21 protein-coding genes and 1 pseudogene are annotated in these 24,911 nt (G+C 60.9%); 20 read left to right on the top strand and 2 right to left on the bottom strand.

All coding sequences use genetic code 11. The features are described from left to right. Positions 1-28: 28 nt before the first annotated feature. From ACZRMS_RS00870 to selO, 3 genes are all read left to right on the top strand, one after another. Positions 29-1,771, top strand: a complete 1,743-nt coding sequence (locus ACZRMS_RS00870; RefSeq protein WP_463993712.1) for a potassium/proton antiporter — start codon at positions 29-31, stop codon at positions 1,769-1,771. Between the two features lie 35 nt (positions 1,772-1,806). After that, positions 1,807-5,154 (top strand): mechanosensitive channel MscK, encoded by a 3,348-nt coding sequence (mscK, locus tag ACZRMS_RS00875; RefSeq protein WP_463993713.1) that lies wholly within the window; start codon positions 1,807-1,809, stop codon positions 5,152-5,154. A gap of 125 nt (positions 5,155-5,279) precedes the next feature. Next, positions 5,280-6,743 (top strand): protein adenylyltransferase SelO, encoded by a 1,464-nt coding sequence (gene selO / locus ACZRMS_RS00880; protein ID WP_463993714.1) that lies wholly within the window; start codon positions 5,280-5,282, stop codon positions 6,741-6,743. A gap of 209 nt (positions 6,744-6,952) precedes the next feature. On the opposite strand, the pseudogene ACZRMS_RS00885 reads toward selO, so the two are convergent. After that, a pseudogene (locus ACZRMS_RS00885) lies at positions 6,953-7,084 on the bottom strand (transcriptional regulator); the annotation flags it as partial. A gap of 385 nt (positions 7,085-7,469) precedes the next feature. On the opposite strand from ACZRMS_RS00885, the gene ACZRMS_RS00890 reads away from it, so the two are divergent. Further along, the gene (locus ACZRMS_RS00890; RefSeq protein ID WP_463993715.1) at positions 7,470-9,266 is read left to right on the top strand and encodes an SLC13 family permease; all 1,797 of its coding nucleotides are present in this window, start codon (positions 7,470-7,472) and stop codon (positions 9,264-9,266) included. 55 nt (positions 9,267-9,321) lie between these two features. Next, positions 9,322-9,762, top strand: a complete 441-nt coding sequence (trxC, locus tag ACZRMS_RS00895) for a thioredoxin TrxC (RefSeq protein WP_463993716.1) — start codon at positions 9,322-9,324, stop codon at positions 9,760-9,762. On the opposite strand, the gene ACZRMS_RS00900 is transcribed toward trxC, so the two are convergent. Further along, on the bottom strand, positions 9,759-10,532 hold the full coding sequence (locus ACZRMS_RS00900; RefSeq protein ID WP_463993717.1) for a ParA family protein: 774 nt from the start codon (positions 10,530-10,532) through the stop codon (positions 9,759-9,761). The genes trxC and ACZRMS_RS00900 overlap by 4 nt on opposite strands. A 304-nt stretch (positions 10,533-10,836) precedes the next feature. On the opposite strand from ACZRMS_RS00900, the gene ACZRMS_RS00905 reads away from it, so the two are divergent. From ACZRMS_RS00905 to ACZRMS_RS00975, 15 genes are all read left to right on the top strand, one after another. Continuing rightward, the gene (locus ACZRMS_RS00905) at positions 10,837-11,556 is read left to right on the top strand and encodes a beta-ketoacyl synthase chain length factor (protein WP_463993718.1); all 720 of its coding nucleotides are present in this window, start codon (positions 10,837-10,839) and stop codon (positions 11,554-11,556) included. After that, complete coding sequence (locus ACZRMS_RS00910; protein ID WP_463993719.1) at positions 11,532-12,344, top strand: lysophospholipid acyltransferase family protein; 813 nt, start codon at positions 11,532-11,534, stop codon at positions 12,342-12,344. The genes ACZRMS_RS00905 and ACZRMS_RS00910 overlap by 25 nt, the downstream gene beginning before the upstream one ends. Beyond that, positions 12,319-12,579 (top strand): phosphopantetheine-binding protein, encoded by a 261-nt coding sequence (locus ACZRMS_RS00915; protein ID WP_019825325.1) that lies wholly within the window; start codon positions 12,319-12,321, stop codon positions 12,577-12,579. The genes ACZRMS_RS00910 and ACZRMS_RS00915 overlap by 26 nt, the downstream gene beginning before the upstream one ends. A gap of 9 nt (positions 12,580-12,588) precedes the next feature. Further along, entirely contained in the window at positions 12,589-12,843 is a 255-nt protein-coding gene (locus ACZRMS_RS00920) for an acyl carrier protein (RefSeq protein ID WP_133076715.1), read from the top strand. After that, complete coding sequence (locus ACZRMS_RS00925; protein ID WP_463993720.1) at positions 12,840-13,385, top strand: COG4648 family protein; 546 nt, start codon at positions 12,840-12,842, stop codon at positions 13,383-13,385. The genes ACZRMS_RS00920 and ACZRMS_RS00925 overlap by 4 nt, the downstream gene beginning before the upstream one ends. Next, positions 13,382-15,052 (top strand): ApeI family dehydratase, encoded by a 1,671-nt coding sequence (locus ACZRMS_RS00930; protein WP_463993721.1) that lies wholly within the window; start codon positions 13,382-13,384, stop codon positions 15,050-15,052. Before ACZRMS_RS00925 ends, ACZRMS_RS00930 begins: the two co-directional genes overlap by 4 nt. A 92-nt stretch (positions 15,053-15,144) precedes the next feature. Next, entirely contained in the window at positions 15,145-15,879 is a 735-nt protein-coding gene (locus tag ACZRMS_RS00935; RefSeq protein WP_463993722.1) for a glycosyltransferase family 2 protein, read from the top strand. After that, on the top strand, positions 15,876-16,814 hold the full coding sequence (locus ACZRMS_RS00940; protein WP_463993723.1) for an LpxL/LpxP family acyltransferase: 939 nt from the start codon (positions 15,876-15,878) through the stop codon (positions 16,812-16,814). The genes ACZRMS_RS00935 and ACZRMS_RS00940 overlap by 4 nt, the downstream gene beginning before the upstream one ends. Continuing rightward, positions 16,795-18,339: an HAL/PAL/TAL family ammonia-lyase gene (locus tag ACZRMS_RS00945; RefSeq protein WP_463993724.1), complete on the top strand. Its 1,545-nt coding sequence runs from the start codon at positions 16,795-16,797 to the stop codon at positions 18,337-18,339. The genes ACZRMS_RS00940 and ACZRMS_RS00945 overlap by 20 nt, the downstream gene beginning before the upstream one ends. Then, positions 18,332-18,757 (top strand): acyl-CoA thioesterase, encoded by a 426-nt coding sequence (locus tag ACZRMS_RS00950; protein WP_463993725.1) that lies wholly within the window; start codon positions 18,332-18,334, stop codon positions 18,755-18,757. The genes ACZRMS_RS00945 and ACZRMS_RS00950 overlap by 8 nt, the downstream gene beginning before the upstream one ends. Further along, positions 18,754-19,437 (top strand): outer membrane lipoprotein carrier protein LolA, encoded by a 684-nt coding sequence (locus ACZRMS_RS00955; protein WP_463993726.1) that lies wholly within the window; start codon positions 18,754-18,756, stop codon positions 19,435-19,437. Before ACZRMS_RS00950 ends, ACZRMS_RS00955 begins: the two co-directional genes overlap by 4 nt. Further along, positions 19,427-21,739: an MMPL family transporter gene (locus ACZRMS_RS00960; protein ID WP_463993727.1), complete on the top strand. Its 2,313-nt coding sequence runs from the start codon at positions 19,427-19,429 to the stop codon at positions 21,737-21,739. The genes ACZRMS_RS00955 and ACZRMS_RS00960 overlap by 11 nt, the downstream gene beginning before the upstream one ends. Then, positions 21,736-22,899 carry a sodium:proton antiporter gene (locus ACZRMS_RS00965; RefSeq protein ID WP_463993728.1) on the top strand — a complete coding sequence of 388 codons (1,164 nt, stop codon included), beginning with the start codon at positions 21,736-21,738 and terminating at the stop codon, positions 22,897-22,899. The genes ACZRMS_RS00960 and ACZRMS_RS00965 overlap by 4 nt, the downstream gene beginning before the upstream one ends. A gap of 2 nt (positions 22,900-22,901) precedes the next feature. Further along, a complete protein-coding gene (locus ACZRMS_RS00970; protein ID WP_463993937.1) occupies positions 22,902-24,134 on the top strand; it encodes an NAD(P)/FAD-dependent oxidoreductase in 1,233 nt (410 codons plus the stop codon). Beyond that, positions 24,131-24,886: a class I SAM-dependent methyltransferase gene (locus ACZRMS_RS00975; RefSeq protein WP_463993729.1), complete on the top strand. Its 756-nt coding sequence runs from the start codon at positions 24,131-24,133 to the stop codon at positions 24,884-24,886. Before ACZRMS_RS00970 ends, ACZRMS_RS00975 begins: the two co-directional genes overlap by 4 nt. Positions 24,887-24,911 lie beyond the last annotated feature (25 nt).

The raw sequence follows: 24,911 nt of genomic DNA on the forward strand, positions 1-24,911 counted from the left end.
GTCTTTTGAGCTTCCTGGAGTACTGCCTTTGAATGCGACGACCATCAACAGCCTGTTCTTGATCGGCGCGTTGCTGGTAGGTGCGAGCATTCTGGTGAGTTCCCTGTCCTCGCGCCTGGGCATCCCGATTCTGGTCATCATCCTTGCGGTGGGCATGGCGGCGGGGGTCGATGGCGGCGGCATTATTTTTGACAACTACCCCACCGCCTACCTGGTAGGCAACCTGGCCCTGGCGGTAATTCTGCTCGACGGCGGCCTGCGCACGCGGGTCTCCAGCTTTCGCGTGGCATTATGGCCGGCGCTGTCCCTGGCCACGGTCGGGGTCATGATCACCACCGGGCTGACCGGATTGATGGCCGCCTGGCTGTTCAACCTCAACCTGATCCAGGGCCTGTTGATCGGTGCCATCGTCGGTTCCACCGATGCGGCAGCGGTGTTTTCGCTGCTCGGTGGCAAGGGCCTGAACGAACGGGTATCGGCCAGCCTTGAGATCGAGTCCGGTAGCAACGACCCGATGGCGGTGTTCCTCACCGTCACCCTGATCGACATGCTCGCCAGCGGCGAAACCGGCTTGCACTGGAGCCTGCTGCTCAATCTGCTGCGCGAATTCGGCATTGGCGGCGCGGTCGGTCTGGCCGGCGGCTGGTTGATGCTGCAAATGGTCAACCGCATCAACCTGGCCAACGGCCTGTATCCGATCCTGGTGATCGCAGGCGGTCTGGTGGTCTTTGCCCTGACCAACGCCCTGCACGGCAGCGGCTTCCTGGCGGTTTACCTGTGCGGCCTGGTGATCGGCAACAGCCCGATTCGCAGCCGTCACGGCATTTTGCACATGCTCGACGGCATGGCCTGGCTGGCACAAATCGGCATGTTTTTGGTGCTGGGCCTGCTGGTCACCCCACACGACTTGCTGCCCATCGCGATCCCGGCACTGGTATTGGCCCTGTGGATGATCCTGTTCGCCCGCCCGCTGTCAGTGATAGTGGGCCTGCTGCCCTTCAAGGCCTTCCACGGTCGCGAAAAGGCTTTTATTGCCTGGGTAGGCCTGCGCGGCGCGGTACCGATCATTCTGGCGGTTTTCCCGTTGATGGCCGGCCTGCCCAATGCACAACTGTATTTCAACCTGGCGTTCTTTATCGTGCTGGTGTCCCTGCTGGTGCAAGGCACCAGCCTGCCGTGGGTCGCCAAGTTACTGAAAGTCACGGTACCGCCGGACCTGGCGCCGATCTCCCGCGCAGCGCTGGAAGTCCACGTCACCAGCGAATGGGAACTCTTTGTGTATCGCCTCGACGCACAAAACTGGTGCATCGGCGCAGCCTTGCGTGAACTGAAAATGCCCGAAGGCACCCGCATCGCAGCCCTGTTCCGCGACCAGAAACTGCTCCATCCGTCGGGTAGTACCACCCTCGAAATCGGTGATTTGCTCTGCGTGATCGGCCACGAACACAACCTGCCTGCCCTGGGCAAACTGTTCAGCCAGCCACCGAGCCGTGGTCTGGACCTGCGTTTCTTCGGCGACTTTGTGCTCGAAGGCGACGCCCAGCTGGGCGCGGTCTCGGCGCTGTATGGCCTGAAGCTGGAGGGCATCGACCCCAATACCCCGCTCAGCAGCTTTATTGCACACAAGGTGGGCGGCGCACCGGTGGTCGGTGACCAGGTGGAGTGGAACAACACCATTTGGACTGTCGCCGTGATGGACGGGAACAAGATAGCCAAAGTGGGCGTCAGATTCCCCGAAGGAAGTGCACCGGGGCCCGGGCTGTTCCTCTAAACTCCAACTTTCCGTCTCTTGTCTGACCGGTATCTATGCCAACTCTGCGCACGTTCTTCGCAACAGTCCTGCTCGGCCTGAGCCTTTGTGTCGGCACGCTCCACGCTGCCGAACCACCCACCACCGAGGCCGTGCAGCAAAGTCTGGACAAAATTGCTGACCGCAAGCTTCCGGACGCTGACCAAAAAGCCTTGCAGTCGGTGCTCCAGCAGACCCTCACCCTGCTGGACAACAAGGCCGATTACGAACAGCGCCTGAACGACGTCAAGCAGCAGCTCGCCAATGCGCCGCGCCAGACCGTCGACAACCAGCGTGAGCTGTCACGGCTCAAGGCCAGCAAGGTCTTGCCCATGGCGCAGCGTTACAGCGACCTGTCTGTGCCGCAGCTGGAGCAAATGCTCGCAGAGCGCACGACACAACAGGGCGAACTGCAAAAAGCCCTGGCCATTGCCAACAGCCAGAGCATTGCCGCACAGACCCGGCCAGAGCGGGCTCAAGCCGAAATCAGCAACAGCCAGACGCGCATCCAGCAGATCAACAACATCCTGAAAACAGGGCGCGACAATGGCAAATTGCTCACCGCCGACCAGCGTAACCAGCTCAATGCCGAAGCCGCCTCACTCGCCGCGCTGATCGCCCTGCGCCGTCAGGAACTGGCCGGCAACAGCCTGCTGCAAGACCTCAGTGGCAGCCAGCACGACCTGCTGCTGGAAAAAACCACGCGCCAGGACAAGGAAATCCAGGAGCTGCAAACCCTGATCAACCAGAAGCGTCTGGCGCAGTCGCAGCAGACCGTGACCGAGCAATCGATCGAGGCGAAAAAATCCGGCAGCAGCAGCCTGCTGGCGACCGAAAGCGCGATCAACCTCAAGCTCTCCGACTACCTGTTGCGCAGCACTGACCGCCTCAACGAAGTTACCCAGCAAAACCTTGAAACCAAGCAGCAACTGGACAACGTCACCCAAAGTGATCAGGCGCTGGACGAGCAAATCAACGTGCTCAAGGGCAGTCTGCTGCTGTCCAAGATCCTCTACAAACAGAAACAGGCTCTGCCGCGTCTGCAAAAAATGGACAAAAACCTGGCAGACGAAATCGCCGATATCCGTCTGTACCAGTTTGAGATCAACCAGCAACGCGAGATGATCAGCAACCCGACAAGCTACGTCGACAACCTGCTTTCAACCCAGCCCCCCGATCAAGTCACCCCGCAACTGCGTAAAACCCTGCTTGAACTGGTCAACACCCGCAGCGACCTGCTGGACCGCTTGAACCGCGAATTAAGCGCGGTACTCAACGAATCCATCACGCTGCAACTGAACCAGAAGCAACTGCTCAGCACCGCCCAAAGCCTGCGCGCCACGCTGGACGAGCAGATGTTCTGGATCCCCAGCAACAAGCCGCTGGATCTGGAATGGCTGGAAACAGCCCCCAGCCAGCTTGAGCAACAAATCACCACCCTGCCCTGGGGCTCCAGCGTCACCGAGCTGGCAGAAGGCCTGGTGGAGCGGCCACTTTTGTTCCTGCCGTTCTTGCTGGTAGTTGTGGCCCTGCTCTGGAAGCGCAAATACCTCTACGGCAAATTGAACAAAATCCATCAGGACATTGGCCACTTCAAGCGCGACAGCCAATGGCACACGCCTCTGGCGATTCTGATCAACATTCTGCTGGCCATGCCCCTGTCGCTGGCCCTGGCACTGTGCGGGTATGCCCTGCAGACCGATGCCCGGGGCATGAACGTCAACACGGGCGCAGCCTTGATCCAAATGGCTGAAGCCTGGCTGGTGTTCTACACCGCATACCGGATCCTGGCGCCGGGTGGCGTAGCCGAACTGCATTTCCGCTGGGAGAAACCGCTGGTTGAGTTCCTGCAAAACTGGATTCGCAAGCTCGGCTTTGTGGTCCTGGCCCTGGTGGCCGTGGTTGCGTTTGCCGAGCAGCAACCTGCAGCGCTGGCAGACGATGTACTGGGCATCCTCGTGGTACTGAGCTGTTACGCCGCCATGGCCTGGCTGCTGTGCCGCCTGCTGCTCAACGATTTCGAGACCGCGACCAAAGCCTACCGCCTGCGCAAGTTGCTCGGTTTTGCCTTTGCCCTGCTGCCGCTGGCACTGTTTGTTGCCGTCTGTTTTGGCTACTACTACACCGCGCTCAAACTCAGCGACCGCCTGATCAACACCCTCTACCTGCTGATGTTCTGGCTGGTGGTAGAAGCGGCCTTTGTACGCGGCCTGGCGGTCGCGGCACGGCGCCTGGCCTATCAACGCGCACTGGCCAAGCGTCAGGCAGCCAAGGAAGCAGGCGAAGGCAACGACGCCATTATCGAAGAACCTACGCTGGACATCGAACAGGTCAACCAACAGTCGTTGCGCCTGATACGTCTGGCCTTGCTCGCGTGCTTTGTCGGCGTGCTGTATTGGGTGTGGGCTGACCTGATCTCGGTATTCTCCTACCTGGACAACATCACCCTGTACGAATACACCAGCGGCAGCGGTGCCAACATGAGCATGGTGCCCATCAGCATCGGCGACGTGATCGGTGCGCTGGTCATCATCGGCATCAGTATCGCGCTGGCGCGCAACCTGCCCGGGCTGCTGGAGGTTCTGGTGCTGTCGCGCCTTGATCTGGGCCAGGGCAGCGCCTACGCCACCACCACCTTGCTGACCTACGTGATCATCGGCATCGGCTTTGTCTCGACCCTGTCGACCCTCGGCGTGAGCTGGGACAAGCTGCAATGGCTGGTGGCCGCCCTCTCCGTGGGCCTGGGCTTCGGGATGCAGGAAATCTTCGCCAACTTCATCTCAGGGATCATGATCCTGTTCGAGCGCCCGGTACGTATTGGCGACACCATCACCATCGGCAACCTGTCGGGCACCGTAAGCAAGATCCGCATCCGTGCGACCACCATCACCGACTTTGACCGCAAGGACATCATTGTCCCGAACAAAACCTTCATCACCGGGCAACTGATCAACTGGTCACTGACCGACACCATCACCCGTGTCACCCTCAAGCTGGGCGTGGACTACGGTTCTGACCTGGACCTGGTGAAAAGCCTGCTGCTCAAGGCTGCTCAAGAAAACCCGCGAGTACTCAAAGACCCTGAGCCCCACGTGTACTTCCTCAATTTCGGCGCCAGCACCCTGGACCACGAACTGCGCATGCACGTACGCGACCTGGGCGACCGTAACCCGGTCATTGACGAAGTGAACCGCTTCATCAATCGCGAGTTCAAGAACCACCAGATCAACATCTCGTTCCAGCAGATGGAGGTGTACCTCAAGAACTTGCAGGGCCAGGAATACAAGCTTGTGCCCGTCGGACCGGAAGTCCCGCCAGAACCCGCGCAGCCGCCGCAAAAACCGCAGCTGGGCAAACTCGACTGATGCCCCCCCCTGCGGGAGCGGGCTTGCTCGCGATAGGATCAACGCGATGTATCTGAAATCCCGCGTCGTCTGCATCGCGAGCAAGCCCGCTCCCACATTAGAAATGCTTTTACTGGAGACGGTCATTGAAAGCCCTCGACGAACTGACCTTCGATAACCGTTTTGCCCGGCTGGGAGACGCGTTTTCCACCCACGTGCTGCCCGAGCCTGTCGATGCGCCGCGCGTGGTGGTTGCCAGCGACGCCGCCATGGCGTTGCTCGACCTCGACCCGGCCGTGGCCCAGGACCCGGTATTCGCCCAACTCTTTGGTGGCCACACCCTGTGGGCCGACGCCGAACCTCGTGCCATGGTCTATTCCGGCCATCAGTTCGGTTCCTACAACCCGCAACTGGGCGATGGCCGCGGGCTGTTGCTGGGCGAGGTCTATAACGACGCCGGCGAGCATTGGGACTTGCACCTCAAGGGCGCCGGCATGACGCCCTACTCGCGCATGGGCGATGGCCGTGCCGTGCTGCGCTCATCGATCCGCGAGTTTCTCGCCTCCGAGGCGCTACATGCGCTGGGCATCCCCAGCAGCCGTGCCCTGTGCGTGATCGGCTCCGACACCCCGGTGTGGCGCGAGACCCAGGAACGCGCCGCCATGGTCCTGCGCCTGGCGCCCAGCCATGTACGTTTCGGGCATTTCGAGTACTTCTACTACACCAAGCGTCCCGAGCAGCAAAAGCAGCTGGGCGAGCACGTGCTGGCAATGCACTTTGCCCAGTGCCTGGAACAGCCGGAACCGTATCTGGCGATGTTCCGCGAGATTGTTGAGCGTAACGCCGAGCTGATCGCCAAGTGGCAGGCCTACGGCTTTTGCCACGGTGTGATGAACACCGACAACATGTCGATTCTGGGCATCACTTTCGACTTTGGCCCGTTCGCCTTCCTCGACGACTTCGACGCCAACTTCATCTGCAACCACTCCGACCACGAAGGGCGTTACTCCTTCAGCAACCAGGTGCCCATCGGCCAGTGGAACCTGAGCGCACTGGCCCAGGCATTAACGCCGTTTATCAGCGTAGAAGCCCTGCGCGAAACCCTGGGGCTGTTTTTGCCGCTGTACCAGGCGCACTACACCGACCTGATGCGCCGCCGACTGGGCCTGACCACCGCCGAAGACGGTGATCAACATTTAATCGAAACACTGTTGCAGCGGATGCAAGGCAGCAGCATCGACTACACCCTGTTCTTCCGCCGCCTGGGGGACTTACCCGCAGAGCAGGCTGTAGCGCAGTTGCGTGACGAATTTGTCGACCTCAAGGGCTTCGATGAATGGGCTGCGCAGTACGTTGCCCGGGTCGCCCGCGAAGGCCTGGGTGATGAAAGCGCCCGCCGCGAGCGCATGCATGGGGTAAACCCGCTGTACATCCTGCGCAACTATTTGGCGCAAAAGGCCATTACTGCAGCTGAAGCCGGGGATTACAGCGAAGTGCAGCGCCTGCATAAGGTACTGACCCAGCCGTTTACCGAGCAAGCGGGCATGGAAAGCTATGCCCGGCGCCCGCCGGAATGGGGCAAGCATCTGGAAATCAGCTGTTCGTCGTGAGGCGCCTGCAGCCGCTGCCGCAAGCTGCGATGGGCTGCGCAGCGGCCGCGTTTTTTTGAAGGCCCTTCGACCCGTATCGAAGCCTTCGGCAGCGGCTAGAGTTTTGAGTCTGCCCCCTGTGGGAGCCGGGCTTGCCCGCGATAGCATCGCCTCAATCTGACAGTAAAACGCTGTTACCTGTATCGCCACCGCACTAGGCGCGTAAAGCCTCAGAGAAACATATCCACAGGCACTTTGAAGTGATCTGCCAGCCAGCGAATCTGACGCACGTTAAGTTGACGTTTGCCGCTGAGGATTTCGGATACCACCGACTGGGTGCCCACACCCGGCAAATTCGTTTTTCGGTTTGCGCAGCAGAGGCTCCACGAATGTCCAGTGCTCTGCTGCCTGTGCGATCAATGCATTCATTGTAGTTAGCCCTTCCATTTGCCCTTGTCATCGTCGCGGTGATCGAGCACATGACGGATGTAGAGGCGCTGAACCCGATAACGCCGCTCTGACCAATGGCGCTGTTGCTGTCTCGCTTCAAAGCCTGGATAAGGGCTGCACAAGCGGCTCAGCACGGTATGAGCAAATACGCCGCCTCGGCGCCCGCATAACCAAATCGCATATAAACCTGCGCAAACGGTCTTAGACGAACTAAGCCGCCCTGATTATGGTGACGCCCGCGCGGCGGCTCTGGCTTGCCCGATACCTCATACGAGATTCGTTGTTTAAGGAACACCCATGTCCTGGGACTCGCTGCCCCTGCTGTTTGTTGCCGCTTTGCTGGTGTGGTTGCTGGTGTCGTTCGTGCGCGAAAAATGGAGCGCCGATGTGGTCGCCGCCATTGCCGTCGCCGCCCTGCTGGTCACGCAAATCCTCACGCCCCACGAAGTGTTGAGCGTACTCAGCAACTCGGCCCCCGCCACGATTGCCTGCATGTTTGTGCTCTCGGCGGCGCTGGAGCGCACCGGCTGTATCGATGCGCTGGGCAACTGGCTGGGCAATCTGGTGGGCGACAAACCGCTGCGGGTTCTCGGCGGGCTGATGATTACCGCGCTGGTCATCTCGGCGTTCCTGAACAACACCCCCGTGGTGGCCATTTTGACGCCTGTGGCGATTGCACTGGCCAAGCGTGCCCACAGCTCACCGTCCAAATTGCTGATCCCGCTGTCTTACGCCACGGTACTGGGCGGAATGCTGACGATGATCGGCACCTCGACCAATATTCTGGTGGACGGGGTTGCACGCAAAGCAGGGCTCGCGCCCTTCGGCATGTTCGAGATCACCCAGGCCGGTCTGATGTTTGCCGCCGTGGGTTTTGTGTACCTGATGATCTTCAGCAACCGCCTGCTGCCGGACCGCGACAGCCTGTCCAAGCAACTGCGCCCGGAGCTGACGCGCACGTTCATGAGCGAATTGCTGGTACCCCACGACTCGCCCGTCATCGGCAAAACCCTGGCCGAAGCCGACCTGAATGGCGGCAGCGGTCTGCAAGTCCTGAAAATTTTCCGTGACGAGCAAGAGCTCTCCACGCCTGAGCCCACCACCCAACTGCGCAGCGGTGACCGTCTGGTGCTGCACGGACAAGTACAGAATGTGGTGGAACTGCGCGAAAGCGGCGTACTGGCCTTCAACCGTGGCGATGCGTTCGAAACCATCAGCAACCACGACGTAATCCTGGCTGAAGCCATCGTGGGCCGTAACTCCCGCTACAGCCACCGCCCCATGCGCGACCTCGACCTGACGGCGCGGTACGGCATTGCGGTGCTCGCGGTGCATCGCCAGGACGAGAACATTCAAGGCAACCTCGACGACCTGCATCTGCAATTTGGGGATGTGATTCTGGTTGAAGGCACGCCGACACAAATTCGTCGTTTCGCCGAAAATGGCGACCTGATCAGCCTCAATACCGTGCTGGAGCGCGCCTATCGCCGCGACAAGGCACCGATTGCGATTATTTCCACACTGGCGGTGATGATCCTCGCGGCGCTGGAGGTCATGCCCATCGAAGGGCTCGCGCTGATCGCCGCCGTGACGGTGGTCGCCACCCGCTGCCTGGATGTGCAGGACGCTTATAAAGCCGTGGACTGGAAAATTCTCAGCCTGATTTTCGGCATGCTGGCCATCAGTATTGCGATGGAAAAAGTCGGCCTGATCAATCTGGTGGTCAACCAGACCATGGCCGCGATCCCCAATGCCGGCCCGCTGCTGATGCTGGGGTTTATCTATTTGCTGACCAGCATCCTCACCGAGATCCTTTCCAACAATGCCGTGGCGGTATTGCTGACACCGATAGCCATTGGTGTAGCCCAACAGTTGGGCGTCGACCCGCGGCCCTTCGTCGTCGCCGTGATGTTCGCCGCCAGCGCCAGTTTCGCCACGCCGATCGGCTACCAGACCAACACTTTCGTGTATAACGCGGGCGGCTATAAGTTCAGCGACTTCATGCGCATCGGCATCCCGTTGAATGTACTGATGCTGATCGTGGCCATGCTGGTGATTCCGTGGATTTGGCCGCTGAGGTCAGTGGCGGGTTGAGCAATCATCTGCTGAACTGCACGCTCATGCGCAAACCCCTTGTGGAGAACTCCTGATGACCGAACCGCTGCTGATCCCCTGCCCCCACTGCAACGGCCTTAACCGTATCCCTGCCGGGCGTCTCGGCGAGCACCCCAAATGCGGGCGCTGCAAGAATGAAGTGCTGTTGGGCAAACCCTTCGATTTGAAACAGACCGACTACGCCAGCCAGATCAAGGGCGACCTGCCGCTGCTGGTGGACGTATGGGCCGAGTGGTGCGGGCCGTGCAAGGCCTTTGCCCCGGTGTTTGAACAAGCCGCCAGCCAACTGGCCGGCAAGTGCCGACTGGCCAAGCTCGACAGTGAAGCCAATCAGCAGTTGGCCGGGCAATTGGGCATTCGCTCGATCCCCAGCCTGATCCTGTTCAAAAACGGCCAGGAAGTCGCTCGCCAGAGTGGTGCCTTGCCTTTGCAGCAACTCACCGCCTGGCTGCGCAGCCAGGGCATCAGTGCTTAAGCGTTCTGATCCAGATAGTCGTGCAACTCTACAAACTGCTGGGTCAGCTTGTGTCGCGGGTCGAAGTGAATCAAAGGCTGACAGGCCTGATGCGACTCGCGCATGCGCACTGAGCTGCTGAGGTACATCGGCAGCACAGGCAACCCTTCCGCAATCAGCTCATCGAGCATCTGCTGGGGCAAGCTGGCCCGGGCCTGGAACTGATTGACCACGATGCCTTCAACCAGCAAGCCTTCGTTATGGTCTTCTCTCAGGTCATCGATTTCAGATAACAGACCATATAGCGCCTGACGCGAAAAACTGTCGCAATCAAATGGGATCAACACCCGATCACATGCGATCAACGCCGATACTGCATAAAAATTCAATGCGGGCGGGGTATCGACATAAATACGGTCATAGTCTTGGGCCAACTCATCAAACAGCTTTCGCAGCTTGTTGATCTTGTGCTTGGCCTCAAGTTTTGGCTGCAAATCGGCCAGTTCGCCCGTGGCGGTAACAACATGCAAGTTTTCGAAGGGTGTTTCGTAAATATCAACACGATTTTTCTTCGAGCCAACCCCGGCGGACAAGCTGTGTTTGAAGAAGTCGGCAATACCCATCGGGATATCGTCACCGGTCAGTCCGGTCAGGTATTGAGTCGAGTTGGCCTGAGCATCCAGATCCACCAACAACGTGCGATACCCTTCGCTGGCACTGACTGCAGCCAGGTTACACGCGATGCTGGACTTGCCCACACCGCCTTTTTGGTTGAACACCACGCGACGCATTTCAAAACCTCCGTGTACCAGTGAGTATCCGAGTGTAGATGCCCTTTACGCGGCTTAGCTACCTTGCTACGAAACGACTTACACCTATATTGCGTTTATCCACAAATGCGAACGAACATCTCTCCCTACCGCTACGCATTAAGCCTATTCTTTTCGGATAACAGGAAAACCATACTTAAAGTGTAAGCATTATTTGCTACGAACTAACTGCACCGGGATAATGCCGCCATTCTGTATTAGGTGCGGCGTCGATCGGCGCCCACTTTCGCATCAAGGAAGCCTGCAAGGGCGGGATGAAACTCCAGTGATCAATTTCAATATCGCCGCGTGGCGCGCTTGGGCTCCGGGCCTCGACAGCGTGGCCGATTGGCAGGCCTGGAGCCAGCACCCCCGCGTACTTGACGCCAGCAGTGCCGCTCCCGACGTCTCGTTTTTACCCGCCATGCAACGGCGTCGTCTCAGCCGCCTGGCGCGCATGGCCTTCAGCGTCGGCTGGCCACTGGCCAAAGGCTACGAAACGCTACCACTGGTGTTTGCCTCGCGCCACGGCGAAACCCCGCGCACGTTCGACATCCTCAGCGACCTCGCTGCCGGTCAGCCCTTGTCTCCTACACAGTTCAGCCTCTCGGTGCATAACGCGGTCATTGGGCTGTGGTCAATCATGCGCGGCGAGACCAGCGAAATGACCGCCCTTGCCGCCGCCGGTGATGGCCTGGAGCACGGTCTGATCGAGGCCTGCGCCTTGCTGAATGAAGGCGCGCCCGCTGTGCTGCTGATCATCACCGAAGAGCAACCACCACAAGCCTATGCGCAATGGATTGATGATGTGCCCTTCCCTTATGCCGTGGGCCTGCTGCTGACACCCGGCAAGCAATGGCAGATTTCCCTCGCAAGCAACGCAACAGGCATCGGGCAGGCCCCGTGGCCTCATAGCCTGAACTTGTTGCGCCACCTGTTTGATCAGCAGACGTCATTCCAGCACGTCTGGAAAAAACGCGTTTGGAACTGGCAACGCAACCCGTGAGCGCTCGCCGCGATGCCTATCTGTGGCGCCTGGTCGCCACGGCCATCAGCTTTGCACTCTTCGGCCTCGGGGGCCTGTGCCTGCGAGCGGTGATTTTCCCGGTGCTCAGTTGCCTGCCAGGGGACGCCGCTCGTCACCGCGAACGCGCACGTACGACCATCAGTCGGCTCTTCTGGCTGTTTATCCGCACAATGGCCCGCATGGGGGTGCTGACCTATGACGTGCAAGGTGCCGAACGGCTCGGTCGTCCGGGCCAGATGATCATTGCCAACCACCCGTCGCTTATCGACGTGGTTTTTTTGATCGGCCTGGTGAGAAACGCCAATTGCGTGGTCAAACAGAGCCTTTGGCAAAACCCGTTTACCCGAAGCCCTGTGCGTGCCGCGCAGTACATCAGCAATGATGGCAGCGTCGACATGCTCGATAACGCCTCAGATGCGTTGCAGCAAGGCCAGACCCTGATCATTTTCCCGGAAGGCACCCGCACGCAACCTGGCCTGGCACCCGCCTTTCATCGCGGCGCCGCCGCGATAGCATTGCGGGGTGCGAAGATCATCACGCCGGTGGTGATCAAGGTCAGCCCCACCACGCTGACCAAAGCCGAGCCCTGGTACCGCATACCCCATCGGCGCGTGCACTTCAGTTTTCGGGTGGGGGCCGATATAGATCCAGACACCTTTATCGCGCGTGGCCCGCCGCCTAAAGCCTCGCGCCTGCTCAATGACTTCGTGCATGACTACTTTATTAAGGAGCTCGCCACAGATGAGCGATCTGAAAAGCGACATTAAACAACTGATCATCGATGCCCTGGGCCTCGAAGACATCAGCGTCAGCGACATCGGCGACGAGCAAACCCTGTTTGGCGAAGGCCTGGGGCTGGACTCGGTCGACGCGCTTGAGCTGGGCCTGGCGATTCAAAAAACCTACGGCATCAAAATAGACGCCGACGCCAAAGACACCCGCAATCACTTTTCCAACGTGGCCAGCCTTGCGGCTTTTGTCACGGCCAAACAGGCAGCCTGAGACCGAACCATGCAAACCCGTGACGACATTTTCAATACCCTGCGCGACGCTCTGGTCGAACTTTTCGAACTGGAACCGGAGCGCGTCACCCTGGACGCCAACCTGTATCAGGACCTGGAAATCGACAGCATCGACGCCGTCGACCTGATCGACCACATCAAACGCAAAACCGGCAAAAGAATCGCTGCTGAAGAGTTCAAATCGGTACGCACCGTAAACGACGTGGTCGAGGCGGTTTACCGCCTGGTTCACGCTGACGCATGAGTCGACTGATTGGCCTTGGCCTGCTGCTGGCTGGCCTGCTGTACCCCTTCGCGGTGTATTTCGGCATGGCGCATTTCGCCCCGTGGCAGTTCGCATTGCTGCTTGGCAGCCTGTGGCTGGCCCGCGCCCTGACCGGCAAGCGACGCCCCGGCAGTGTGTGGATGGCGGCAGTCGCACTGGTGTTCTGCGGCTTGCTGGCGCTGTTCAACAGCCCGGCACTGTTGCGCTGGTACCCGGTACTGATCAGCACGTTCATGCTCTGCCTGTTCGGTCTGAGCCTGAAGTTCGGACCACCGATGATCGAACGCATGGCACGCTTGCGCGAGCCGGTGTTACCCGAGATCGCAATTGTTTACACGCGGCAGGTCACCAAAGTCTGGTGCCTGTTTTTTATGCTCAACGGGTTAGTCGCAGCCAGTCTGACGCTGTGGGCGCCGTTGAGTTGGTGGACGTTGTACAACGGCCTTATCGCCTACGGGCTGATGGGGCTGCTGTTTGCCATTGAATGGCTGATACGACAAAAGGTAAGAGGCCGGGCATGAACTGGATAAAACTTGAGCAGCTATTGCTCAAGGGACACGCAGAGCGCCGGGTCACGGTAGACCCCGCGCTGAACCACGACACTCTCTGTAAACAGGCCCTGCGCCTGGCTGGCGGGCTGCAACAGCGCGGCGTGAAGCACATTGCCGTGCACCTTGAAGACGCCGCCGAACTGGCCGTGGCTTTACTCGGTGCGTGGCGGGCCGGGGTCGGCGTGCTGTTGCCCGCCGACTTGCAAGCGCAAACCCGTCAGCGCTGGGATTCCCGGGTTGACCTGTGGATAACTCAAAGCGACGAATTGCAGGGTTTATACGCTGACGCACTGCCTGCTGCAGAGCTGGATCTGGACCTGTGCCAGCTCAGCCTGTGCACCTCGGGCTCCAGCGGCGAACCCAAGCGAATCGACAAAAACCTGCGCCAGATGACCAACGAAGTCCAGGCCCTGGAACAGTTGTGGGGCGCAGATTTGGGCGATGCCTGCATCATCGCCAGCGTGGCGGCACAGCATATTTATGGCTTGTTGTTCCGCGTGCTGTGGCCCTTGTGCGCAGGCCGCACCTTTGTGCGCAAGCAGTTGGCATACCCTGAAGACATGCAGCGCGCCAGCCGCGAGCACCCGTCATTCGCTTGGGTCGCCAGCCCGGCCCTGCTCAAGCGCATGACCGACAACCTCGACTGGCCCGCCTTAAGCCCGGTACGCCGGGTGTTTTCGTCGGGCGGTGCTTTGCCTGAAGAGGCGGCACAAGCGTTGTTCGAGCGCTTGGGCCAGTGGCCGACCGAAATCCTTGGCAGCTCGGAAACCGGTGGTATCGCATGGCGTCAGGGCCAACACCTGTGGCAACCCTTTGCCGATGTGCACCTGAGCCAGAGCGAAGACGGCGCCCTGATCATCGCCTCGGCGTACTTGCCCGCGGGCCATCTCGAACACACGGCTGATGCGGCCCGCATCGAGGCCGATGGCCGTTTCGAGTTGCTTGGGCGTCTGGATCGCATCGTCAAACTGGAAGAAAAACGCATCTCCCTGCCAATGCTGGAACACGCACTGGTGAACCACGACTGGGTGGCTGAAGCCCGCCTGGGCGTGGTCAATGAAAACCGCGCCTCGCTGGGCGCCTTGCTGGTGCTCAGTGACAGCGGCCTGTTTGCCTTGCGCGAACACGGCCGTCGCGCCCTGACCCAAACCCTGCGCCAGCACTTGAGCCAGCACTGCGAAGCGCTGGCCTTGCCGCGCCGCTGGCGTTTGCTGCGCCAGTTGCCGCTCAACAGCCAGGGCAAACTGCCACAGGCACAGGTCGATGCGTTGTTACTGGCCCCACGCCCCAAGTTGCCAGAAGTGCTGAGCCAGGCCCGAACCGATGAGCAATGGACACTCAACCTCTCTATCCCCCCGGATCTGGCGTACTTCAGTGGCCACTTTCCCAAAACCCCGGTACTGCCGGGCGTAGTGCAAGTGGAATGGGCAATGATGCTGAGCCAGCAACTGCTCGACCTGCCGCCGCGTTTTGCAGGGATGGAAGTGCTCAAATTCCAGCAACTGGTACGCCCCGGCGACACCGTCGAACTGACCCTGCGTTTTGACCCTGTCCGCAGCAAATTGCACTTCGCCTACCGCAACGCCACGGCGCCGTGCTCCAGTGGCCGCATCGTGCTGGAGCCAGCCCATGCATAACCCCATCATCTTCTGTGGGAGCGGGCTTGCTCGCGATGGCATCACCGCGTTGTTTCTGACACTCCGAAGCCTCTGCGACAGGGCCCGTCCCCATGCATAACCCTTGTGCCGTGATCCCGGTCTACAACCACGAAACGGCCGTGCCTGCCGTGGTTGACGCCCTGCTCGCCGCCGGTTTGCCTTGCGTGCTGGTCGACGACGCCAGCAGCCCCGCGTGCAGTGCCGTTCTCGAACAGCTTGCCGAGGGCGAGAACATCTTCCTCATCCGTCTTGCCATCAATCAGGGCAAGGGCGGCGCGGTCATGGCGGGCCTGCGTGAGGCGGCGAGACTGGGCTTTACCCACGCCCTGCAAGTGGATGCCGACGGCCAGCACGATCTGCGCGACGTGGCGACCTTCATCCAGGTTTCGCAACACAATCCCCAAGCGCTGATCTGCGGTTATCCACAGTACGACGCCAGCGTGCCCAAGGGCCGTTTGTATGCCCGTTACCTGACCCACGTGTGGGTGTGGATCAACAGCCTGTCACTGCAAATCCCGGATTCAATGTGCGGCTTTCGGGTGTATCCGCTGGCGCCGACACTGGCGTTGATCAACTCGGTCAAACTGGGCAAACGCATGGATTTCGACCCCGAAATCCTTGTGCGCCTGGCCTGGCGCAATCAGCCCATGCGCTGGCTGCCGACCAAGGTTCACTACCCTCAGGACGGCCTGTCGCACTTTCGCCTGTTCCACGACAACGTGCTGATCTCCTGTATGCACACCAAACTGTTTTTCGGCATGTTGTTGCGCTTGCCAGGCATCCTCTGGAGGCGCTGCAGAGCATGAGCGAACCTCAAAAACATTGGGCTGACCACAAGGAGCGCGGCAGTTTCCGGCTGATGAAGCTCACCGCGTTCGGCGTCAAACTGCTGGGTCGACGTCTGCTCAGCCCGGTGCTGTACGCCATCGTGCTGTACTTCTTTTTATTCGGTGGCCGCGCCCGGCGCAGCATCTGGCAATACCAGCAGCGACTGGCCGACTGGAGCGGGCAAAGCGACCTGCGCCCCACCCGCCGCAGGGTGTTCGGGCAGTTCATGGCGTTTGCCGATGCCCTGCTCGACAAGCTCGACGTGTGGAACGGCCGCCTCAAGATCGAAGACATCGAAATCGTCGACCCCGCCCTGCTGCGCAACCAGTTACGCGGTGAACGGGGGCAGATGCTGGTGGGTGCACACCTGGGCAACCTGGAAGTGTGTCGGGCACTGGCTGAACTGGGCGAACAGGTGACCATGAACGTGCTGGTACACACCAAGCATGCCGAACACTTCAATCGCCTGCTGGGCGAAGCCGGGGCCAGCCATTTGCGCCTGATCCAGGTCAGCGAACTCAACCCGGCCGTGATGCTGCAACTCAATCAGCGCCTGGAAGACGGCGAATGGCTGGCCATTGCCGGTGACCGCGTGCCGCTGCATGGCGGGCGTAATGTCGAGGTCGACTTCCTCGGTCACCCGGCGGCATTCCCGCAAGGCCCGTGGCTGCTGGCCGGGTTGCTCAAGTGCCCGGTCAATCTGATGTTTTGCCTCAAGCATGAAGGACGCTACCGGGTCATCCTCGAACCCTTCACCGATGCCGTGCTCTGGCGGCGCAGCGACCGCGAGCAGGTGATAGCCCACTGGGCCACCCGCTACGCTGAACGCCTGGGGCATTACTGCCTCCAGGCACCGCACCAATGGTTTAACTTTTACCCTTTCTGGAAGACCGATGACGACGCATCCGCATGAGCCAGTAACCTTCGGCCAAACCCCTTTGCGCATTGAAGACGTGCTGGCCCTGGCCAATCGTCATGCGCCTGCCCGCCTGCAGGATGACCCCGACTACCGCGAGCGCATCGCCAAGGGCGCACGCTTCCTCGACTCGCTGCTGGACAAGGAAGGCGTGATCTACGGCGTAACCACCGGTTACGGCGATTCGTGCGTGGTGGCGGTGCCGCTGGAGCATGTTGAAGCGCTGCCACGTCATCTCTATACCTTTCACGGCTGCGGGCTGGGCAAGCTGCTCGACGCCCAGGCCACCCGCGCCGTGCTGGCTGCGCGCTTGCAGTCGCTGTGCCACGGAGTTTCCGGGGTGCGTATCGAACTGCTCGAACGCCTGCAGGCGTTTATCGCCCACGACATCCTGCCGCTGATCCCGGAAGAAGGCTCGGTAGGCGCCAGCGGCGACCTGACACCGTTGTCGTATGTGGCCGCCACGCTGTCGGGTGAGCGCGAAGTCCTGTTCAAGGGCGAACGCCGCCTCGCAGCCGACGTGCACCGGGAACTTGGCTGGACACCGCTGGTACTGCGGCCCAAGGAAGCGCTGGCGCTGATGAACGGCACTGCGGTCATGACCGGCCTTGCGTGCCTGGCGTACGCCCGCGCCGATTACCTGCTCAAACTCGCCACCCGCATCACCGCGCTCAACGTGGTGGCGCTGCAAGGCAACCCCGAGCACTTTGACGAGCGCCTGTTTGCCGCCAAACCGCACCCGGGGCAAATGCAGGTGGCGGCGTGGATTCGCCAGGACCTGGCCATCGACGCCCCGACCGCGCCCTTGCATCGCCTGCAAGACCGCTACTCGCTGCGCTGCGCGCCCCACGTGCTGGGCGTATTGGCTGACAGCCTGAACTGGCTGCGTTCGTTCATCGAAATCGAGCTCAACAGCGCCAACGACAACCCGATCATTGATGCCGAAGAAGAGCGCGTGCTCCACGGCGGGCACTTCTACGGCGGGCATATAGCCTTTGCGATGGACAGCCTCAAGACCCTGGTGGCCAACGTTGCCGACCTGCTGGACCGCCAGCTCGCGCTGCTGGTGGACGTGCGCTACAACCACGGTTTGCCGAGCAACCTCTCGGGCGCAACCGCCGAGCGGGCCATGCTCAACCATGGTTTTAAAGCCGTACAGATCGGTACCAGCGCCTGGACTGCCGAAGCGTTGAAAAACACCATGCCGGCCAGCGTGTTCTCGCGCTCTACCGAGTGCCACAACCAGGACAAAGTCAGCATGGGCACCATCGCCGCCCGCGATGCGATCCGCGTGCTGGAACTGACCGAACAGGTCGCGGCTGCCACCTTGCTGGCAGCCAATCAGGGCGTGTGGCTGCGCAGCCGCGCCGAAGACGCCCGCCCGCTGCCACCGGCACTGGCACAGATGCACGCCGAACTGGCCAGGGACTTCCCGCCGGTGATCGAAGACCGCGCCCTCGAAGCCGAGCTGCGCCTGTGCCTGGCCCGTATCGCCCAACAACACTGGAGGCTGCATGCGTAGCAAAGGCGTTTTGCACGTTGATACCGAAGTATTGGTGCCGTTTTTCGACATCGACACCATGCACGTGGTGTGGCACGGCCATTACGTCAAATACCTCGAAGTGGCGCGTTGTGCGCTGCTCGACCATATCGGCCACAACTACACGCAGATGCTCGATGCGGGCTACGCGTGGCCCGTGATCGACATGCAACTGCGTTATGTACGCGGCGCGACGTTTGGCCAGCGCATAAGTGTGCGCGCCAGCCTGGTGGAGTGGGAGAACCGCCTGAAGGTCAATTATCTGATTACCGACCTGGCCACAGGCGAGCGGCTGACCCGGGCTGTCACTGTTCAGGTGGCGGTCGAGATCGCCAGCAAGGAGATGCAACTGGTGTCGCCCAAGTGCTTTACCGACGCTGTCGCGAGGATGCTGCCATGAACGCGATCATCTGTGGGAGCAGGCTTGCTCGCAATTGCATCACCGCGGTGTGGCAGAAGCTGCGCAGCGCCTGCATCGCGAGCAAGCCCGCTGCCACATTGGGGTGTGTGCTGTTGCTCGGATTCACTCCTCTGGCCCACGCCTTCGACCTGCAACAGCTCAGCGCGCAACTGGCCAGCCCCCAGGTGATTCACGGCGATTTCATCCAGGAAAAACACCTGCGTGCCCTGCCCAAACCCCTGACCAGCACCGGCACCTTTGTGCTGGCCAAAGACCACGGCCTGCTCTGGCAGCTCAAAACCCCACTGCAGCAGGATTACCGCATCACCTCCCAAGGCATCGCCCGCCGCGACGGCACGAGCTGGCAAATGCTCCCCGGCAAAAGCGCCGGCGCCGAACAGAACCGTTTGTTCCTCGCTGTGCTGCAAGGCGACAGCAGCGGCCTGCAACGGGATTTCGACCTGCAACTGCAAGGCGAACCCGAGCACTGGACGCTTACCCTGACCCCGCGGTCCCTGCTGCTCAAGCAAGTGTTCAAACAGATCAACATCGACGGCGGCCAATTGGTGCAGCGCATCGAACTGCAAGAAACCCAGGGCGACAGCACGCTGCTGAAGATGCAAAACAGCGTCAGCAACCTACCGTTGAGTGACATGGAGCAGCACGATTTTGCTCAGTGAACGCTGGTTGCCTCGTGGTTTCCTGATCCTGTTGATAGCCGTGCTCGCGCTCGCCGGCTGGCAATGGCGCAACGGCGCACCGCTGTCGGCCAACCTGATGGAACTGGTGCCCGGGAACTCGCCGGATGCACTGGAGCTGAGCGCCGAACAGCGCATGCAGGAACCCCTGAACCGCGAAATGCTGGTGCTGGTGGGCAGCGCCGATCGCCAGCAAGCCATCGCCGCGGCCGAGCAATTGGGCAAGCAGTGGCAGGCCAGCGGGCTGTTTGAAAAGGTGCAGTGGAACCTGCAGGCCGACCTCCCGGCCCTGCGCGAACAGCTGCTGCGCGGGCGACTGGCGATGCTGTCTGCAGCCGACCGCACGCAACTGGTCGAGCACCCCGACGCCTTTATCCAGCAACGCGTACAGGCGCTGTTTGATCCCTTCACCGGGTTCAGCCTGGTGCCCAGCCAGGACGACTGGCTGGGCCTGACCGGGCGCATCCAGAACAGCCAGCCGCAACGCGGCGCGGTGCAACTCGATATTGGCAGCGGCGCCCTCGTTGCCGATGCCGATGGCAAAAGCTGGGTGCTGCTGCGCGCCCGCACCCTGGGCAATGCATTCGACATGAAACTGCCGATGCGGGTTGCCGAGCTGCTTGAGCACAGCCGTGAGCTCGTCGCAAAAGACGATGTGCAACTGCTCGCCGCCAGCGGCTTGCTCTACGCAGCCAGCGGGCAACAGCAAGCCACCCGCGAAATCACCTGGGTCGGCGGCGGTGCCACGGTGGGGATTCTACTGCTGTTGCTGCTGGCGTTTCGGCGCTGGCGCGTACTGCTGGCCTTTGTGCCGGTGCTGGTAGGGATGCTGTTTGGCGCGGTGGCCTGCGTCGCGTTCTTTGGCAGCATGCACGTAATGACACTGGTGCTGGGCTCCAGCCTGATTGGCGTGGCGGTCGATTACCCGCTGCATTACCTGTCCAAAAGCTGGAGCCTGAAACCCTGGCGCAGCTGGCCCGCCTTGCGCTTGACCTTGCCCGGTTTAAGCCTGAGCCTGGCCACCAGTTGCATCGGTTATCTGGCCCTGGCCTTTACGCCGTTTCCGGCACTCACCCAAATCGCCATTTTCTCCGCCGCCGGCTTGGTGGGCGCCTATCTGAGCGCCGTATGCCTGCTGCCTGCGTTGCTCAAAGGCGTGGAATTGCGCCCAGCGCAATGGCCGCTGCGTGTCGCGCAAACCCTGCTGAATGTGCGCCAGGCGCTGCTGCAACGAATCCCTGCCCCGGCGCTGCTGGCGTTGTTATTGGCGTTTTGCGCCGCCGGCTTGTGGCAACTGACCAGCAAAAACGATATCCGCCAATGGGTCGGCGCCCCGCCGCAATTGATGGCCGATGCCCAGGCCATTGCCCGGATCACCGGCTATCAACCCACCAGCCAGTTTTTTCTGGTGCGCGCCGCCAACGAGCAGCAATTGCTGGAACGCCAAACCGCTCTTGGCGAGCGCCTCGAACAACTGATGCACATGGGCAAGTTGCAGGGGTATCTGGCGCTGAACCAATTGGTCAGCCTGCCCGGCGAGCAACAGCAACTGCGCGCCGCCCTCAATCAATTGCCACAACACTGGCAACCGCTGCTGGAGCTGGGCATACCCGAAACGGCACTGCAAAACGAGCTGGCGCAGCTTCAAACCTTGCCCGAGCAACATATCGACGACGCGCTGGCGGGCCCGTTGGCAGAACCCTGGCGCGCACTGTGGCTGGGCAAAAACGCCGAAGGTGTCGCAGCGATGGTCAGCCTGCAGGGATTGAGCAGCGCCGGTCTGCTGCGGGTGCAAGCACAGGGCCTGCCGGGCGTACAGCTGGTGGACCGCTTGGGCGACTTGAACAACGTGTTCGCCGCCACGCAAATCAGCGCCGCCGAATTGAAGCTGTTGTCCTGTGTCCTGATTGTGTTGTTGTTAATCGCGCCCTTTGGTTTTGGCGGTGCCCTGCGCATCGTTGCCCTGCCACTGCTGGCCGCGCTCTGCAGCCTGGCCAGCCTTGGCTGGCTGGGTCAGCCGCTGACGCTGTTCAGCCTGTTCGGCCTGCTGCTGGTGACGGCGATCAGCGTCGATTACGCGATCCTGATGCGCGAGCAAATCGGCGGCGCCGCCGTCAGCCTGCTCGGCACCTTGCTCGCGGCACTGACTACCTGGCTGTCGTTCGGCCTGCTGGCCGTGTCGAGCACGCCTGCGGTGAGCAACTTCGGCCTGTCGGTGAGCCTGGGGCTGGCGTTCAGCTTTATCCTCGCGCCCTGGGCCGGCAAACAGGAGCACCGCCCATGATGAGCGCCGTGTTCTGGCTGCTAGTCCTGGCCCTGTTTGCCGTGGCGACCCGCGTCGGCCGTTGCTTTGGCGTGATCCCGATAGTCAGCCAGTTGCTGCTGGCGTCCATCGTCTTGCCGCTGCTGATGCTGTTCTGGATCGAACCGCACTGGCAGCTCAGCGGCGCACAACTGATCGCGCCAGTGTGGCTAAAAAGCCTGTACAGCCTGAGTTTTGCGTTATTGCTGGGCACCATTTTGAGCGACGTGATTGATCTGCGCCTTGATCGTCAAAGCGTGAAAATCGCCCTGCCCAGCTTCGCCGTCCCCTTCGCCTGCGGGCTGGCCTGCGCCGTCTGGTTGCTGCCCGAACAACCCTGGTTGAGTTCACTGGCCGTGGGCCTGGTCTTTGCCATCACCGCGGTCCCGGTGCTGTACCTGTACTTGCGCCACATCGATTACCCGCCCGCCGCCACCCGTCGTCTGGTGCAAAGCGCGATCCTTATCGACCTGATGTGCTGGAGCCTGTTCGGCCTGGCCCAGGGCAGCCTCGACCTCAGCACGTTACTGCTGCCCATTGCCGCAGCCTTGCTGCCGCTGTTGTTGCGCGGGCTGCGGATTCATCAACCGTTGTGCTACAGCCTGTGCTTCTTCGCCTTGCTGGTGGTGGCCGAGCATTACCGCCTCAATGCGCTGATTTTCGGCGTTGGTTATTTGCTGTGCATGGCATGGCTCAAAATACCGCTGGTAATGCCATTGAGGGCCGCATGGCTGCAAGTGTTGCAAACCCGCCTTACGGTGCCGCTGATCCTCACCTTCGGCATTGTGCAGATCAATGTGCACAGCGCCCTGAACGAGATCAGCCTGCTGCAACTGGCCGCACTGTTGCTGCTGCCGATGGCCAGCAAACTGCTGGGTAACTGGCTCGGGTTGAGCTGGGCCACGCCGTCGTTCGCCGGCGCCAGCAAATGGCGCGAAAGCCTGCTGCTCAATATTCGCGGCTTGAGTGAAATTGTCTTTCTCAACCTGCTGCTGCAACAACAACTGATCAGCCCCGCGCTGTACTTCGCGTTGATGCTGATGGGCCTGATTGCCACGTTGTTACCGGCACTGGCCGGCATGAACAAAACCCCTTTGCAGTCTGCCGTACCCCCCGGCAAGGAGCCCTTGTGTCAGAACTAGATATGGAACGTCGTCAGGTTGTGGTGATTGGTGCCGGACCCTCCGGTGCAATTGCAGGCGCATTGCTCAAACGCAAAGGCCACGATGTATTGATAATCGAGCGCCAGCACTTCCCGCGCTTTTCCATTGGCGAGAGCCTGCTGTCGCACTGCCTGGATTTTATCGAAGAAGCCGGCATGCTCGACGCCGTGCAAGCCGCTGGCTTTCAGCTCAAGAACGGCGCCGCGTTTGCCTGGGGCGAACGCTATAGTGCCTTCGATTTTCGCGACACGTTCAGCAACGGCAAGCCGACGACGTTCCAGGTACAGCGTGCCGAGTTCGACAAACTGCTGGCCGACCAGGCGGCGCTGCAAGGTGTCGAAATCCGCTATGGCGAAACCGTGTCTGCAGTGGATATAGAGAGCAGCAACCCGATGCTCGATGTTATGCGTGAAGACGCCAGCACTTATCGGATCAAAGCCGACTTTATCCTCGATGCCAGCGGCTACGGCCGGGTACTCCCGCGCTTGCTCGACCTGGAGGCCCCATCGAATTTTCCGGTGCGTCAGGCCGTGTTTACCCATGTTGAAGACCGCATCAATTGCGAAGGTTTTGAACGGGAAAAAATCCTCATCACTACCCATCCAACCCAGCGTGATATCTGGTTCTGGACCATTCCTTTCAGCAATGGCCGCTGCTCGGTGGGCGTGGTCGCGGCGGCAGAACATTTTGCCGACCGCAGCGAAGACCTTGACCTGTGCCTGCGCAGTTTTATCGACGAAACTCCAGGCCTGCAAAAAGTGCTGGCCAATGCCGTGTGGGACACCCCGGCGCGCACCATCGGCGGCTACTCGGCGAACGTCAAAACCCTGCACGGCCCTGGCTTTGCGCTGCTGGGCAATGCAGCCGAGTTCCTTGATCCGGTATTCTCCTCGGGTGTCACCATCGCCATGCGCTCGGCCAGCATGGCCGCTGGCGTGCTGCACCGTCAGTTGCAAGGCGAGGCCGTGGACTGGCAAACCGAATTTGCCGAACCGCTTAAACGCGGGGTCGATACCTTCCGCTGTTACGTCGAAGGCTGGTACGCCGGCACCTTCCAGGACGTGATTTACCACCCGGACAGCTCGCCACAGATTCGCCGCATGATCTGTTCGATTCTGGCCGGCTATGCCTGGGACGAAACCAACCCGTTTGTCAGCGAGCCCAAACGCCGGTTGCGCATGCTGTCGGACATCTGCGCCACGGAGGCCCAATGAAACCCCTGAGCGATACCTACGTTGAAGAAACCCGCCTGGGGTTCTGGTTTTTGCGTAGCCACACCTGGCAGCACCATGTGCTGCGGGTGGCGATCAATGATCTGCGCAGCCTGTTCAGTGACCAGCCGCCCTCGGCGCCCGTGATTCTGGACGCCGGGTGCGGCCAGGGAAAATCGTTCCAGTACCTGCACAAAACCTTCGCCCCACGGCGCTTGATAGGGCTGGATGCCGACCCGCTGAGCCTGCAACTGAGCGGCGAGGAAGCCCGACGCCAGGGCATCGACATCGAACTGATCGGCAGCGACTGCGCCGAGCTCGATGTGGCCGATGCCAGTATCGACATCCTGTTCTGCCACCAGACCTTCCACCATCTGGTGCAGCAAGACCGGGCCCTGGCCGAGTTTTATCGGGTGCTCAAGCCGGGCGGTTACTTGCTGTTTGCCGAGTCCACCGAGGCTTACATCGACACCTGGGTGATTCGCTGGCTGTTCCGCCACCCCATGCATGTGCAGAAAAGTGCAGAGCAGTACCTGGAGATGATCCGCGATCAGGGCTTTGAGTTTGAAGCCCGGAACGTGTCGTACCCGTACCTGTGGTGGAGCCGCTCCAAGGATTTCGGCCTGCTGGAGCGTTTGGGTTTACGCCGTCCAAAGCCGGTGGGCCAGCGGGAAGAAACCTTGGTCAATGTGGTGGCGCGCAAGCCCCAATCCCCTGTGGGAGCGGGTTTACTCGCGACAGGATCGCTGCGGTGAATCAGTTGAACCGAGTTGCCTGCAT

The organism is Pseudomonas sp. B424 (assembly GCF_055408345.1).